Source organism: Paenibacillus sp. B2(2019), assembly GCF_008370385.1.
Lineage (GTDB): Bacteria > Bacillota > Bacilli > Paenibacillales > Paenibacillaceae > Paenibacillus_AQ.
On the sequence record NZ_VTZR01000002.1, the window covers coordinates 412,744 to 428,349 of the forward strand.

The following is a 15,606-nucleotide window of genomic DNA, read 5'->3' on the forward strand; positions in this document are numbered from 1 at the left end:
GTAGTAGCTTTCTTCACCGTTAGGGTGGAGAGGGCTTTTTTGGGATTCTTCTGGATTTTTGATTTGACACTCCTCTTAGGGGAGGCATTAATACTTGTGAAATGTAATCTAAGGTGTGAAAATGGTACGATTTTCAGAGACAAACTTCATGAAAATACAACCATTTTCTCTCGATAATGAAAAACATTGCCATTATAATGAAAGCGTTATCAGAAAAATTTAAATAGTCGAGTTTAAGGGGGGAGGGAAAAAGCAGGGATACAGAGTAGGAGGAAAACAAAAGCAAACCAATAAAATTGTAGGAGGCGTAAAACGTGATTCGTAATCGTATCCGAAAAACTGGATTGTTAATCCTGCTTGGCGCGATGATAGGCTCTTTATTCTCTGCATTCCCAGCTACTACTCATGCGGCTGCAAGTGAACCTTACAATTGGAAGAGTGTTGTAACGGGAGCCGGCGGTGGTTTTGTACCCGGAATTATTTTTAATCAGTCCGAACCCAATTTAATTTATGCCAGAACAGATATTGGTGGTGCGTATCGATGGAATCAGGCTACCTCTAGTTGGACTTCGATTAGTGACTCCGTAGGCTGGGTCGATTGGAATAAGAATGGTGTAGATGCCCTTGCTACAGATCCTATTGATCCGAACAAAGTCTATATGGCAACAGGTACTTATACTAACTCCTGGGATAATAACGGTCAGATCATGCGCTCTAGTGACCGGGGAAACACCTGGCAAACCACTCCACTGCCTTTTAAAGTAGGTGGCAATATGCCGGGCCGCTCTGCGGGTGAACGCCTCGTCATCGACCCGAATAAGAATAATATTTTATTCTTCGGAGCCAGAAGTGGCAATGGGCTCTGGAAAAGTACGGACTCCGGTGTTACTTGGTCGAAGGTAACCTCCTTTACGAATGTAGGAACATATATTCAGAATCCGACACTGGATTATGGAAATGATCTCGTTGGCTTATCCTGGATTACATTTGATAAAAGCACAGGAACACTTGGCAATGCGACTCAAACGATATATGTAGGGGTTGCCGACACAGCAAGTAGCGTGTATCGCAGTACAGATGGAGGCGTGACTTGGACAGCTCTGGCAGGACAACCTACAGGCTACTTGCCACATCATGGCGTGCTTTCATCTACAGGCGATCTGTATATTACTTATAGCAATGGTGTAGGTCCTTATGACGGAAGTAAAGGTGAGGTTTGGAAATACAATAAAACAAGCGGTGCTTGGACGAATATCAGTCCTTCAACCGGAACGGATAATTGGTATGGCTTCGGTGGTTTAGCTGTGGATGCTCAGAATCCTAACACAGTTATGGTATCCAGTTTAAACGCTTGGTGGCCTGATGAAGTGATTTTCCGCAGTACTAACGGTGGTGCAACATGGAGCCGAATTTGGGACTGGGGCAACTATCCAGAACGAACTTATAAGTTCAGTATGGATATCACAGCAGCACCTTGGCTCGATCATGGAACGACTTCGACCTCGCTTGATCCTTCACCGAAACTGGGCTGGATGATGGGCGATCTGGAAATTGACCCTTTCAACTCTAACCGGATGATGTATGGTACGGGGGCCACCATTTATGGCTCGAACAATTTGACCTCATGGGATACCGGAGGCAAGGTGAATATCTCGGTTATGGCCAAGGGTGTGGAGGAAACGGCTGTGCTCGGACTGATAAGCCCGCCAACGGGAACCTCCCATTTGATCACTGCACTTGGTGACGTTTCTGGTTTCCGTCATGAGGATTTGTCGGTAGCTCCAACTAAATTCCAGACCAGTCCTTCATGGGCAACAACAATGAGTATCGATTATGCAGAGTTGAGTCCATCTTATATGGTACGGGTAGGCAGTGCAGATAAAGAGAAGACACCAAGTATGAAATCCATTGGTATCTCTAACGATGGTGGTGTGAACTGGTACATGCCAAATTCAGAACCGTCAAATGGCACCAAAACAACAGTAGGGCATGGACAAGTAGCTGTGTCTGCAAGTGGGAACTCTATTTTGTGGAGCACCTCGGATATTGGTGTGTACTACTCCAAAACAACAGGTAACTCTTGGACAGCAAGCGCCGGATTACCTGCAGGAGCAAAAGTAGCATCTGACCGAGTGAATGCTAACAAATTTTATGGTTTTTTTGCTGGGGTCTTCTATGTTAGTGTGGATGGCGGAGCTACATTTACTGCCACTTCAGCTTCAGGTTTCCCAACCAATAATGTAGCTGGATTACAGCCGAATGAAGCTCAGATCAGCATGAAGGCAGTACCAGGTATTGAAGGTGACATCTGGTTTGCAGGAGGAAATACGACTGAGAATAAGTATGGTTTGTGGCACTCCACGAACTCTGGTGCGAGCTTCACGAAGTTAACCAACGTACAAGAAGCTGATCTCATTGGTTATGGAAAGGCTGCGCCGGGTCAAACTTACATGGCACTGTACACGGTAGCGAAGATTGATGGCGTGCGGGGTGTCTTCCGTTCCGATGATGTTGGCGCAACTTGGGTTCGTATTAATGACGATGCCCACCAATACGCCAAGATTAATATGGCGATTACTGGTGACCCAAGAATTTACGGACGTGTATATCTCGGAACGAATGGCCGAGGCACATTGTATGCTGATCCTGTCAATCTACCAGCTACAGGCTCAACCATTACTCCAACAACTGCAAGCTTCGATAAGAAAACAGAGAATCAGGCCGACGTTGCAGTAACGCTGACACTGAATGGAAATACGCTCAGCACGATCAAGAACGGAACGGCGACATTGGTTGCAGGGACAGATTATACGGTCAGTGGATCTACTGTGACCATTAAAAAAGCGTATCTAGCGACGCAAGCGGTAGGAACAACCACGCTGACGTTTAGCTTTAGCGCAGGGGTCAATCAATCATTGGCGGTTGCGGTGACGGATACGACAACACCAGTAACTAACTCCACGATAACACCAACAACCGCAAGCTTTGATAAGAAAACAGCGAATCAGGCCGACGTCGCAGTAACGCTGACACTGAATGGAAATACGCTCAGCACGATCAAGAACGGAACGGCGACATTGGTTAGTGGTACAGATTACACGGTCAGTGGATCTACTGTGACCCTTAAAAAGGCGTATCTAGCGACGCAAGCGGTAGGAACGACCACGCTGACATTCAGCTTTAGCGCAGGAGCGACGCAATCCTTAGCGGTTGCGGTGACGGATACGACAACACCAGTATCCAACTCCACAATAACCCCAACAATAGCAGGCTTTGATAAGAAAACTGCGAATCAGGCCGACGTCGCAGTAACCATGACGCTGAACGGAAACACGCTAAGCACGATCAAGAACGGAACGGCAACATTGGTTGAAGGGACAGATTACACTGTCAGCGGATCAACAGTAACCATTAAAAAGGCGTATCTAGCGACGCAAGCGGTAGGAACGACCACACTGACATTCAGCTTTAGCGCAGGAGCGACGCAATCCTTAGCGGTTGCGGTGACGGATACGACAACACCAGTATCCAACTCCACGATAACACCAACAACCACAAGCTTTGATAAGAAAACGGCAAATCAAGCAGATGTAGCAGTAACGCTGACACTGAATGGAAATACGCTCAGCACGATCAAAAACGGAACAGCCACCCTCGTAGCAAGCACAGATTATACAGTGAGTGGTTCTACAGTAACGATCAAGAAAGAGTATCTGGCAACCCAAGCGTTGGGAAACACTACGCTGACCTTTGAGTTTAGCGCAGGAACCACACAATCCTTGGTTGTCACGATTGCGGATACGACAGTAGCTCCTACTGCAGCATTGAAAGTACAGATGTATAATAGTTCATTGTCTGCTTCCGGAAATACGTTGAATCCAAAGTTCAAGCTGGTGAATACGAGCACAAGTGCTGTGACACTCTCCGATGTGAAATTAAGATACTATTACACGATTGATGGAGAGAAGCCACAAAGCTTCTTCTGCGATTGGTCACAGGTGGGAAGTGCGAATGTAACAGGAACATTTATAAAATTGCCAACAGCTAAAGCGAATGCGGATTATTATCTAGAGGTTGGCTTCTCGAGTGCAGCGGGTTCACTTGCTGCGGGTGCGAGCATCGACATCCAGGTGCGGGTGGCTAAAGAGGACTGGACGAATTACACTCAAACCGGAGATTATTCCTTTAATGGAGTAGATACCAACTATGTGGACTGGAGCAAAGCACCAGCATACGTGTCAGGAAATTTGATTTGGGGTAGTGAACCTAACTAAAGACATCACCAATATTTATGCAATAGAGGCTGTCCTAGAAGTAGAGAATTCTACTTTGGGGGCAGCTTCTATCTTTATAAAATAGCCCACACGACGATCGAGCGGGCTAGAGAGGAATTAGGGAAAAACTCCCTGAAAATAGCCGAGTTTAGCCTTAAATGAACGAAAACAAGGAATTCCTCCCTAAAAATCAGGGGGATTTCTTTATTTTCCAGCAAATCAGCTAAATTATAGGGAGGTTTTCCGTAATTACTATTTGGATGAGTAGATATGTCAGAATTACAGGGAGAAATGCCCTAATTATTCTATCGGCGCTTCAATTGATATGCTATTTGTTTAGTTGTTACAACGTTTGTCCACTATCTACCGTAATGATCTGTCCGGTCATTGCTTCCTGTTCGAGTGTTGCGCAGACGAATTGAGCGATATCCTCAGTGGATGATAGACGCTGGAGCAGCAGATTAGGTGCTAATTTATGCATCTGTTCTTCTCGCCCAGACCACCATCTAGTAGCAACAGCTCCCGGTGCGACACAGTTCACTCTAATAGTTGGAGCTAGCGCATGGGCTAGAGATTTCGTGAGGCCATGAACAGCAGCTTTGGAGACCGCATAAGGAAGGGAAGAGCCTAAGCCAGTTTGTCCGGCGATGCTGCCGAGATTGACGATGGTGCCTGAACCGCTCAGGTTCATATATGGTGCAACTGCTCTGGCGCAGAAAAACATTCCTTTCACATTTACATCATAGAGTTCATCCCAGACTTCCTCCGTTGCTTTTTCCAGATCACCCAGCGCAATATGTTTAGTAATACTGGCGTTATTCACCAGCAGATCTACCGTTCCAAAATGCTGAATAATCGAATGGACCATACTTCGCACTTCCTGATCCTTAGAAACATCGGCTTGTACTGCTATCGCTTGCCCACCTTGATTTATAATCGTATTCACGGTTTCATTAGCTTCTGCCTCGGATCTAGAAAAGTTCACTGCAACAAGGGCTCCGCGTCGGGCTAATTCCAGACTTACAGCCTTGCCAATTCCAGTACCTCCACCAGTTACTAAGGCTACTTTATTGTTAAGCTCCATCCTTATTCACTCCTTTGGTTGGCGTATGTTGTTGATATAGAGTATTCTATAGTCATTATTGGATTTCGTATAATTGAATTAATTGAAGGTTTGGTTCAATTTATTTGAATTAAGTAGTGGAGGGCTCAGGAATGGATCTAAAAACAATAAAAACCTTTCAAACCATTGTGAGTTCAGGAAGCTTTAACCGTGCAGCAGAGGAATTGAATTATGCCCAATCCACGGTCACGATGCAAATGCAGAGGCTTGAATCCGACTTAGGATGTCAACTGCTTGAGCGGGGAAAACAAATCAGCTTAACTGAAGCTGGCAGATTGTTTTATGAAGAGAGCTTACATATTGTTAAGGATATGGAGCGGCTACAGAGCCGTTTGGCTGATTTAAAAATAGGCGAAGCTGGCAACATCCGCATAGGGGTAACGGATCCGACGGCGAGCTATCGTTTGCCGCAGCTGTTAAGCAGCTTTATGACGCAGTTTCCGAAAGTGAAAGTCTCCGTGGAGATCGCGGGAACCGCTGCACTCAGTGAACTGCTTTTGCGAGGCGAAATTGATATGGCTGTATGTTCAGCGCCAGAGCTGGGTAAGGAGCTTTATTTTGAACCCTTATTTACGGAGGAATTTGTGTTACTTATGCCAGAAGAGCATCCACTAGCTTCCAAGGAGAATATCACGCCAGAGGATTTACAGGATCATCGGTTACTTATTACGGCAGCAAACTGTCCTTATCGCAAAAAATTAGAAAGTGTGCTACAGGAATCAGGTGGTGCACCGTTCGATACTATGGAGATTGGAAGCATGTCGGCTCTAAAATATTTTGTGGAAAGTGGCTTAGGCGTCGCTCTTGTCCCTGAGATAGTCTTGAATCCGGTCCCTGCAGGAACGATAGTGCGAAAACTGGAGGGAAAGGTTATCGATATGACCTGCGGTATCCTATGTAAACTTTCGGATTATCCCTTGAAGCTGGCGAGCTCCAGATTGTATCATTTTTTAAAGCAGGAGCTATCCGCGACAAGGATATTTTGAATTTTAAACGAATTGTATGTATTAGGAAAAAAAAGAGAGGGCGGTGCTTGATGTTTTTAAGGAGAAAATTCAGTTTCTGGTTTTCGATTATTAGTATCATCATCTGTCTGGGTGATTATTTGGGGATTGAGATCGCAAACATCATTCTTGTACGACTTAATCCAATTATAGATACGCTGATTTTCATGAAGCCCTTTGCAAACTGGATGGTTGATGTTAATAATACGGAATGGGCTGCAAGCAGTATATTAATCAGCGTCAGATTTCCCACGTATGTAATTCATTTTGGGTCGTTCCTGATTCTAGGACTTCTTATAGATTATCTTATACATATATTTAAACAGAAGTAAAAAGCGAGCAGTATTAGCCGAGATGAGGAAAGGTGAGATGAGATGAGCGGAGCAGAGGGAAAGCTTGAGTTGGAGAGGATTGTTTTTATAGGAAGGACCTTTGAGGAATATTTACAGATGTTCAAATTGAAAGAAGCGGATCTTGTAGGCAGGCGGATTTTGGATTGTCCTGCAGGTGCCTGCTCTTTTACAGCGATATCGAATCAGTTAGGGAGTGACGTGACTGCTGCGGATATCGCTTATTATTACTCTGCGGATGAGCTTGAAGATAAAGGTGTTCAAGATATTGAGCATGCTATGTCTGAACTGGTTAAGGTACAGGGCAATTTTGTATGGGACTACTTCAAGTCTATAGAGGATTTGACACAAGCGAGGAGTAGGGCTTTAAACGATAACATCAGGGATCAGAGACAAACCCCGGAGCGATATGTTCCTGTGATTTTACCTAATCTGCCGTTCAATGATGAGGATTTTGATCTGACTTTGTCTGCGCATTTTCTATTTATGTATAGTGATCGGCTGGACTATGATTTTCATCTAAGGACTGTTAATGAACTTATGCGGGTGACTAGAGGAGAGCTTCGTATTTTCCCTTTAGTTGATCTGTCTTGCAAAAGATATGAGCATCTAGATCGCCTTATAGATGAGATGGTTCAACAAGGTTTCGCTGTGGAGGAGATGGAGGTTCCTTATGAATTTCAAAAAGGGGCAAATCAGATGCTGAGCATTAGAAGAATGAAGCCATAAGATAGTAGATAGCTATAGTTTGTAAAATGAAAAACGAGGGTGTCCCTAAGCCGTTTTCATCGCTTTGGAGACACCCTCGTTTTTTAATATAAGCCTATAAAAAATTACGCCACTTTCTCTTTACGTTCTGCTACATAACAAGCAATCCCCAGAACCAGACCGAGTCCTACCAGAACGGCACCGACCCATGGCAGCGAAGTAATCGCAAGATGAGAAATGACCCATCCGCCGATGAAGGCACCTGTTGCGTTTCCGAGATTACCTGCAGAATGACTGGTTGTAGAAGCGAGGGCAGGAGCGGCCTGAGCCAGACTCATGATCCGTATTTGTAGTCCTGGCATGACCGCAAAGGATACCAAACCCCAGAAGAATATTGTGATGACCGCAGCTACTGGACTATGCATTGTGAAGGAAAAGATCGTAAGAATGACACTAACCGCGAAATAAAGTCCCACGATAGAAGGCATCAGCTTCCAATCTGCAAGCTTCCCGCCAACGATATTCCCGATGGTAACACCACAGCCGAAGAGAACTAGAATCCATGTCACACTATGCTCGGCAAAGCCGGTAACTTCCATTAGCAGTGGCGCTATATAAGTGAACACTGTGAACAAGCTGGCGTTACCAAGCGCACCGATCAGTAAGAATAGAAGCAGTTTAGGATTAGCTAGCGCAGAAATTTGCTGGATTACACTAGCAGGTTTGTCTTGTTTAATCTTTGGAATGAAAATAAGAATGCCGATTAGTGCAGCGACTCCCATGACTGCTATCGCAGCAAATGAGGCGCGCCAGCCCATGTTTTGCCCAATAAATGTTCCTAAAGGAACACCGATGATATTAGCAATCGTTAGACCAGCCATCATAATGGATACGGCTCCGGCCCGCCTATTGGGCTTGACCAGATTAGAAGCGATCACTGCACCAACGCCAAAGAAAGTCCCGTGTGTTAAAGCTGTGATGATACGAGCAACCATAAGAATGGTATAGTTTGGAGCAAATACAGAGATTCCGTTGCCCAGAATAAATAATACCATGAGCAGGCATAACAGTTTCTTTTGCGGAATTCGTTGTGTAAGGATGGTTAGAATAGGAGCACCGACAGCTACCCCAAGGGCATACATCGTGATGAGCTGACCTGCAGTAGAAATACTAACCTGTAAATCTTTGGCGACATTTGGTAAAATACCCATGATGACAAATTCAGTCATTCCAATGGCAAAAGCGCCTACCGTAAGCGATAGAATAGAGATGGGGAAAGGTTCTTTGCGTGTTTTTTCCACACTGGCTGGTTCCTTGTTGAGGTTTGGAATTGCGTTCATGGTGCCGATGTTCAACCTTTCTTCTGTCTGTAATGAAGCTCCACCCTTATTAAGATGATAGATCCGACATGTAGTACTGCTTTATATTATTTAGTTTTCTGAAATTATTTTCAAGAGAAATATTTATTTCAAATATTTTCATTTTAAATAATCATAGAAGGGATGAATTATTCATGATGGATGAAGGTGTAGTCCAATTGCTAGAATTACCGGAAATGAAGCTAATAGGCTTGAGTATTACTTCTTCCTTTGTAGGGCACGAGACGGAAAGGGTAGAAGCGATGAAGCGAGAGCAGTATGTTCATGTAAAATCCAAAGGTGATCCCTATGAGGTTCTTAATAGTTATTTAAGGGAAAACGAATTGCAAAGTAATGATCGTGCACTGGCTATTGAAGTTTATCAGTTTGCTAATCCTACGTGGCCTGATGAGGTTGATGTGTACATTCCATTGCGATGAGAAATAATTATAAGCAAGCAGCTTTAATGGCGCTCCAGCACTTTGACCTCGATTGGACACAGATTCGTTTTAACCAACGATCGGACACCTGCACTTTTGTAATAGAGACTAATAAAGAGGGGACTTTTTTGCTGCGTCTTCACTCGGGGAGATCTAAAGAAGAAATTAACTCCGAAATCGCTTGGCTGGAGCTTTTGAAGAGCAAAATCGATGTCCCCCTGCCGAAAGGCGTTCATGATCGAACGGGTTCTGTTACGTTCAAAGTGGAGCAAGGTAATGAGGATGGTATATATGCATCGTTAATGCGCTGGGTTGAAGGCGAACATGCGAACGAAAGACTTACCGAAGAACAAATTTACAAAGAAGGCGTTCTATTAGCCAAGCTACATAAAGCGGCACAGCAGCTTGAGTTACCTCCAGGCTTTAATCGTCCTGTGTGGGATGAACATAGCTTTAGAAAAGCAATGCTCCGATTAAAGCTGCACTACCATAGTTTTCTTTCGGATGATGAGTTCGTGCTGTATCAGTCTGCGGCTGAGAAATTATACGGCTGGTTAAGCAAGCAGCATAAAAATAAGAACAGAAGGACTTATGGGGTTATCCATGGTGATTTACATCAAGGGAACATCATATTTAAAGAGGGTGAACCTCGACCGATTGATTTCGGAAGATGTGGCTGGGGATATTATCTTTATGATGTGGCACATACCATTCTAGGGTTGTATCCTTTACAAAGAGAACTGGTCATTAAGGGTTACGAAAGTGTGGCCAAGCTTGATGGGGAGTGGGTTCAGACTTTAGAGAATTTTACGGTCATGGTTATGATCGAAAATTATTGCCACCACGCACCTGACCCTAGAGAAACCGAGGGACTGAAAGCAGAACAGCCTTATGCACAAGCGATTCTAAGGAATTATCTTAGGGGAGATCCCTTTCTTTTTAACACAATTGAGATTTAGCGTATAAAAATAGGGCCTCATTGGGGAATTTATAAAAAGTTCCCTAAGGAGGCTATTTTGATGAAAAAAAGCTGGATTGCTCCTCTTCTTATCGCAGTTATGTTCTTGTTGGGGCAACAACCTTGCTCCGCTAATGGGTTAGTTCAACCGGTAGCCGAGGCACCGTCCAGAGCTGATTCGGAACCGAAGCTTCCAGATCAGGATTCCCGCGAGCTCATGTACAAAGACACTATGATGCTCTTTCTTTTACCCCATATTGAGAAAAAAATGGCTGAGATTTATGCGCCACTTCTGACGGTAACTCCGACAGTGTATCCTTATTTAGTAGATGTTACAGACATAAAGCGAGTGAATGGATTTCGTCGGTTTGATTTCTTAATTACACTCAATATACACCCTACAGTGGGTCCACATCTTTCCGTTGGAGAGGATACTATGACTTTTAGAATCACGCCTGGTCCTAAGGTGAAGTTAGAATCATTCAAGCATTTGAGAGACCCGCGAAGGTCTGACCTTACACCAAATTACCAGAATATCTTGAGATAGTGCGGTAATTAACTCTTTCAATCACAATTTCGAACGCTTAGCCAGTTAACCACACACTCCGATCTATGGGGTGTTTTTTTTGTGTCTAGAATGGTGGTGGATTATTGGCATGTATGGTATTATGAAAATAGTGGATTTATTGATTTTAGTTACTAAATTCAAATTATGAGGTGTGAGGATTGAGTGATCATAAATTCGAAGACGAACACAGAGATGTAATTTCAAGTGAATTCAATTCTAAAATCACAAGCGATATCACAAGTAGCTCTAAGGATAAAGTTAAGGTAGGCGTAGCTACTAAAGACGGGCAGTTAGGGTTTCTTTTTACGAGGGGAGGTCTTCGGGAAGGGGCTGGCAGAAAAAGCACCGGTATAACTAAAAAGGTATCTTTGACGTTACCAGAAAACATCTGGCAGGAGATAGAGCAGGCTTGTGAGGAACAGGACGTATCTCGCTCCCAGGTATTTCGGAACATTATTGAGGCACATTTTGCAAAGGAATCTAAGGAGAGTTAGGTGAGGTCTTTGCTAATCCATGTGTCAAAAGATTCTCTTAGCACTGCACTACAAGCAGCCTTAAAAGCTATATCCGCGAATAGTTCCTCCCGTGTTCTTTCCGGAATACATATTCAGGCGCAAGCGGAGGGTCTGACTTTAACAGCCAGCAATATAAGTATGACCATTGAATATAAGCTTCCTGTGAAGATGGATTCGATGATTGTACACAAACCAGGTGAGATCGTAGTGCCCGCACGTTATTTTTATGAGATCATCCGCAAGCTTGACCCTGGATTAATTAGGCTGGAAATCGCAGAGACATTGATTCTAAATATCCAATCGGGCAATACTCAGTTTCGTTTATGCGGGATGGACACTGCAGAATTTCCGAGAATCCATTACGTGGATCATCCAAACACCCAAAAGATACGCATGAAGAACACACTTTTGAAGCAAATATTTAAACATGTGGTTTTTGCGGTCTCTTCGTTGGAAACAAGACCTGTGCTCACAGGTGTTTCACTTCAAATAGATAATCAAAATATTCGCGTAGTCGCCACTGATGGCATACGCCTCGCTCAGCATGTTGTTGAAAACGTAGAAGATTACGGAGCAAGTCCTTTAAATGTTATTATACCGGGCAGCACCCTTGAGGATCTTTTAAAAATAATAAACGATGATGAGGGCAGCAGCACCCAAATCGAGATAGGTCAGAAACAAATCAGATTTATTTCTGATGGCTTGAGGGTTCAGTCTGCGCTACTTGAGGGCACTTATCCCTATGTTGATAATTTAATTCCACAAGTATATATATCCGAAGTGATCGTTAAGACAGAGCGTTTGTTGCGTGTGGTTGAACGTATTGCTATATTGGCTGGTGAAAGTGTAACGCTCGGTGTATATCCCTCCGGTATACTTCATTTAATATCCAGGGCCGCCGACGTGGGTGAGGCAAAAGAGGAAATTCCATTGGAGTATCTAGAAGGTGAATATTTTCGAGTAGCTTTTAACGGAAAATATTTCAGAGACATCCTTCGGGCGATCGATAGTGAGACGCTTAGAATAAGGTTTGCTGGAAAAGAAAGACCACTGGTGATACAGCCTGTAGACATGACTTCGTCCACACTTTTTTTAATTACACCAATGAGGACGCAGGATGGAGGATAGGTATATGAGCTTGCTAAGAAGAGTTCTCTTTGCTGAAAAATATTATATTAATTACTTGGAGGAATGATCTATGAATCTGTTTCAGATGGGATCAAAGCCGCTTGGGACCGAACGAATCACAACATTTTTAGAGGATAATTATGTGAGTATCGGATATCCCGGAATAGGGGATTTGGAGAACATCAGTAAAGTGGAGCTCCGTGATCGGATGATTCATACATACCAATACAGTGAGTTGGAGCTTACAGAACATTTACAAGCCATTCATCTGTTCGTACATACGATGCAGGATGGCGATTATGTGCTGGTGTGTGATGGAGATTGGGTACATTTAGGTGATCTAGGCGATTATTTTTACAATGAATTATTTGACGCACCAGACATCGGTACATGCCATCGACGTGGTGTAACTTGGCTGAAAAGTCTTCCTATAACCGATCTAAACGCAGGGATAAAAGAGTTTCTTAGCAGTAGTGGAGTGGTCAAACAGTATAAGGGGCCGATGCCTAGTGCTCGTGTGGATCTGTGGATTACAGGTACTTCTGATTCAGAGCAAGCGGTGAGTAATCGAATGCATGTGGATGAAGAGACATTATCAATGGCGCTCGATATTTTGAAGGAAGCTCTTGTTAGTGAGAACGCCGAACGACGGGAACGAGCAGCAATTGCAATTCTTCAGTATGCTAAGTAGTGAAGAAAGATTTAAGCTCCATACCCTTAGTAAAAAAGCGTTCCATCCGAACTTCAAATATCGGATGAAACGCTTTTGTTATATCTATCGATATCTTCCAATAACCCTCAGATAAATTCAACGAATTCATTGACCGGTTTACGATAGCCACGTGGTCTGATTTTATGTTTCTTGTCTTTGCCGATAGTGATCAGCATAACCGGTACCATATGATCGGGTAGATTTAGAGTGGATTGAATCGCTTCCGGATCAAAGCCGATCATCGGGCAGGTATCCCAGCCTTTATCTTTGGCAATCAGCATGAAGTGCATGGCAGAGAGTGAAGCATTCCGAATAGCCTCATCTCTTTGGAAAGCATCATTTCCTTTGTATGCATTGTTAATCGTTTCTATTTCTGCATCATAATCCTCTTGACTCATAGCCCCTAAAGCTTTAAGTCCTCCGAAGATTTCTGGGGCTTTCAGATAAGCATTCTTATCCCCAAGTACCACTATTACCGCTGAGGCGGAGTGGATTTTATATTGACCGTAAGCCGCTTTACGAATCTCTTCTTTTAAATTCTCATCAGAAACCACTTTATAATTGGCATGTTGAAGATTATATGCAGATGGAGCCAATCTGGCGTAAGAGAACATTTCCTCTAGTTCATGCTGAGGGATCTTCACCCCTTCAACAAAATTCATAGCAGACCTGCGGGATTCAATCAAATCTGTAAAAGAGCTCATGAGTTATTCCTCCATATGTTATGTATTTGCTTGTTAATTATAAATAAGTGATATTTATAAATGAACTAACTATTAGTTACTAACTCAAAATAGCACAGTTAATTATATTCGTCAATGATTAAATTCACTTCATTTACATTCAGCTCTCTAAGTCCTTTGGAGTGTCAAAGAATAAATACTGCGTTGTAAAATATTGGGATGTAAATTAGGATATTAGGATACGAAAAATTTAAATTGCTTTTATTAATGAAAGGGTGGGAATGTTGAACGATACTAGAGAGCAGTTGATAATTGACCTGCAAAGAATTGAAGAGAACGATTACGAGCTTAGAAGTGGGGAGCAATTAAGGGATTATGTGAAATTGATGCTTGAGTACATAGGAGATCCACAGCCGAAGCTACGAGATGACTTGATCTATTCCACCTTCTACAAATGGATTAACGAGAAACAATGGTTTAGTGATGCGGAGCTTCGTGAACTACTTTTGATTCTCCTTGACGAGCAGCATTTGTTCTATCACATTGGCAGCAAAGAAGATCAGGCTGTGTTTACAAGAACGTTTTCGGTACTGATCATTGCGCTGATTCTTCAACGGCATAGGGAACAGGCTTTTTTAGATAGCGCAGAGTTTACAAATGTGAAGGAAGCGCTGATTAGATATTATGAGGAAGAACAGGATTTACGAGGATTTATGCCAGAAGAAGGCTGGGCACATGCTGCAGCCCATGGCGCAGATGCCTTGGATGAACTGGTACTCTGCTCGGAGAGTGATGCTGCAATAAGGGAAGAGGTTTTGGCAGTCATCCAAAGGATGCTTTACAACGATCACTACATATTTAGCGACGAAGAAGATGAACGGATCGCTACGATTGTAGCTACAATGATAGATCGTCATTTACTTCCACAGCAATCTATTGTCGACTGGATTCGTAACTTGGAGCAATGTGGGGGGTGGCGGAGAAGCCGCGGCCAGTACGTTGCTTATGTGAACACCAAAAATTTCGTTCGTTCTCTGTATTTTAGATTGCTGCCATCAAAGAACAATCCGGCAATGGTTGAGGCTTTATTGAAAGCGGAGATGAATTTGAATAAATTTACACAATAAGCATTTAATCATCTATGCATGTATAAACAATATCGAAAATTATGACTAATTTATTTTAATGTAATAAAAATCACAAAACTTTAGAAAAAATCAAAAACTTTGTGACATTTATAACTTGATAAGTGCTATAATAGAAATATGGCGTTATAAGTTTTTATTTTTTTATTACTATTAAGCAGCAAAGCTTATTTGCAGAGGAGATTCGGATATGTCAGAAACAATCACTCAAACACAACCTGAGCAAGAATCACCAAAATTAGCTGTCACTCAAGAACAAATGAATGTTCTAGAGCAGCTATTGAAGCCTGAAGTTCAGGAGTCGTTAACTGTCTTAGTGGAACAGTTGCCAAAATTAACAGAGCTTGTCGGCGTGCTCACAAAGTCATATGACTTTGTTCAAACTGTTGCTGCGGATGAAGTCTTGAAAAGTGATACGGTAAGTGCAATTAAAGAACTTGCTGAACCAGTGGTGCATTCGGCGAAGAATATGGCAGCTACAGTGATCGAAGCGCAAGATCGTGCGAATGAAAATAGCGATGTGATCGGTGTATTTGGTCTTATGAAGATGATGAAAGATCCACAAGCACAGAAGCTTTTCCGTTTCGTAAATGCTTATCTTCAAGTTGCCGGCGAACGCAGTCAACAGAAATAATATTTT

Annotated in this window: 15 protein-coding genes and 2 pseudogenes; 14 read left to right on the forward strand and 3 right to left on the reverse strand. The window is 43.1% G+C overall.

Annotation, left to right across the window (positions count from 1 at the left end; all coding sequences use genetic code 11):
* Positions 1-365: 365 nt before the first annotated feature.
* From PAENI_RS02185 to PAENI_RS32465, 3 genes and pseudogenes are all read left to right on the forward strand, one after another.
* Positions 366-3,251 (forward strand): annotated as a pseudogene (locus PAENI_RS02185) (X2-like carbohydrate binding domain-containing protein); the annotation flags it as partial.
* A 12-nt stretch (positions 3,252-3,263) separates the two neighbouring features.
* Positions 3,264-3,488: pseudogene (locus PAENI_RS33175) on the forward strand (X2-like carbohydrate binding domain-containing protein); the annotation flags it as partial.
* Positions 3,489-3,503: 15 nt separating this feature from the next.
* Complete coding sequence (locus PAENI_RS32465; protein WP_262495511.1) at positions 3,504-4,274, forward strand: X2-like carbohydrate binding domain-containing protein; 771 nt, start codon at positions 3,504-3,506, stop codon at positions 4,272-4,274.
* Positions 4,275-4,617: 343 nt separating this feature from the next.
* Here PAENI_RS32465 and PAENI_RS02190 read toward each other — a convergent pair whose 3' ends face one another.
* Positions 4,618-5,358 carry an SDR family NAD(P)-dependent oxidoreductase gene (locus tag PAENI_RS02190; RefSeq protein ID WP_149644105.1) on the reverse strand — a complete coding sequence of 247 codons (741 nt, stop codon included), beginning with the start codon at positions 5,356-5,358 and terminating at the stop codon, positions 4,618-4,620.
* Positions 5,359-5,489: 131 nt separating this feature from the next.
* Here PAENI_RS02190 and PAENI_RS02195 point away from each other — a divergent pair, with 131 nt between their 5' ends.
* From PAENI_RS02195 to PAENI_RS02205, 3 genes are read left to right on the forward strand one after another with little or no spacing between them, the layout of a single operon-like run.
* The gene (locus PAENI_RS02195; RefSeq protein WP_149644106.1) at positions 5,490-6,383 is read left to right on the forward strand and encodes a LysR family transcriptional regulator; all 894 of its coding nucleotides are present in this window, start codon (positions 5,490-5,492) and stop codon (positions 6,381-6,383) included.
* Positions 6,384-6,433: 50 nt separating this feature from the next.
* On the forward strand, positions 6,434-6,733 hold the full coding sequence (locus PAENI_RS02200; protein WP_042187201.1) for a hypothetical protein: 300 nt from the start codon (positions 6,434-6,436) through the stop codon (positions 6,731-6,733).
* Between the two features lie 42 nt (positions 6,734-6,775).
* Positions 6,776-7,480, forward strand: a complete 705-nt coding sequence (locus tag PAENI_RS02205; RefSeq protein ID WP_149644107.1) for an SAM-dependent methyltransferase — start codon at positions 6,776-6,778, stop codon at positions 7,478-7,480.
* 104 nt (positions 7,481-7,584) lie between these two features.
* Here PAENI_RS02205 and PAENI_RS02210 read toward each other — a convergent pair whose 3' ends face one another.
* Positions 7,585-8,799, reverse strand: coding sequence for an MFS transporter (locus tag PAENI_RS02210; protein ID WP_149644108.1), 1,215 nt, complete (start codon positions 8,797-8,799; stop codon positions 7,585-7,587).
* 173 nt (positions 8,800-8,972) lie between these two features.
* Between PAENI_RS02210 and PAENI_RS02215 the strand changes: the two genes are divergently transcribed.
* The 6 genes from PAENI_RS02215 to PAENI_RS02240 all read left to right on the forward strand — a co-directional run bounded on the left by PAENI_RS02215 (position 8,973) and on the right by PAENI_RS02240 (position 13,117).
* Entirely contained in the window at positions 8,973-9,257 is a 285-nt protein-coding gene (locus tag PAENI_RS02215; RefSeq protein ID WP_149644109.1) for a hypothetical protein, read from the forward strand.
* On the forward strand, positions 9,254-10,216 hold the full coding sequence (locus PAENI_RS02220; RefSeq protein ID WP_149644110.1) for a phosphotransferase enzyme family protein: 963 nt from the start codon (positions 9,254-9,256) through the stop codon (positions 10,214-10,216). The genes PAENI_RS02215 and PAENI_RS02220 overlap by 4 nt, the downstream gene beginning before the upstream one ends.
* A gap of 60 nt (positions 10,217-10,276) precedes the next feature.
* Positions 10,277-10,762, forward strand: coding sequence for a DUF3888 domain-containing protein (locus PAENI_RS02225; RefSeq protein WP_149644111.1), 486 nt, complete (start codon positions 10,277-10,279; stop codon positions 10,760-10,762).
* Between the two features lie 179 nt (positions 10,763-10,941).
* The gene (locus tag PAENI_RS02230; protein ID WP_262495478.1) at positions 10,942-11,277 is read left to right on the forward strand and encodes a hypothetical protein; all 336 of its coding nucleotides are present in this window, start codon (positions 10,942-10,944) and stop codon (positions 11,275-11,277) included.
* Positions 11,278-12,426 (forward strand): DNA polymerase III subunit beta, encoded by a 1,149-nt coding sequence (gene dnaN, locus PAENI_RS02235; RefSeq protein ID WP_149644112.1) that lies wholly within the window; start codon positions 11,278-11,280, stop codon positions 12,424-12,426.
* Positions 12,427-12,496: 70 nt separating this feature from the next.
* Positions 12,497-13,117 carry a hypothetical protein gene (locus PAENI_RS02240; protein ID WP_149644113.1) on the forward strand — a complete coding sequence of 207 codons (621 nt, stop codon included), beginning with the start codon at positions 12,497-12,499 and terminating at the stop codon, positions 13,115-13,117.
* A gap of 107 nt (positions 13,118-13,224) precedes the next feature.
* On the opposite strand, the gene PAENI_RS02245 is transcribed toward PAENI_RS02240, so the two are convergent.
* The gene (locus PAENI_RS02245) at positions 13,225-13,842 is read right to left on the reverse strand and encodes a nitroreductase family protein (RefSeq protein ID WP_149644114.1); all 618 of its coding nucleotides are present in this window, start codon (positions 13,840-13,842) and stop codon (positions 13,225-13,227) included.
* A 263-nt stretch (positions 13,843-14,105) separates the two neighbouring features.
* On the opposite strand from PAENI_RS02245, the gene PAENI_RS02250 reads away from it, so the two are divergent.
* Positions 14,106-14,948 (forward strand): DUF2785 domain-containing protein, encoded by an 843-nt coding sequence (locus PAENI_RS02250; protein WP_149644560.1) that lies wholly within the window; start codon positions 14,106-14,108, stop codon positions 14,946-14,948.
* Between the two features lie 208 nt (positions 14,949-15,156).
* On the forward strand, positions 15,157-15,600 hold the full coding sequence (locus tag PAENI_RS02255) for a helical membrane plugin domain-containing protein (protein ID WP_042187214.1): 444 nt from the start codon (positions 15,157-15,159) through the stop codon (positions 15,598-15,600).
* The last annotated feature ends 6 nt before the right edge of the window (positions 15,601-15,606 follow it).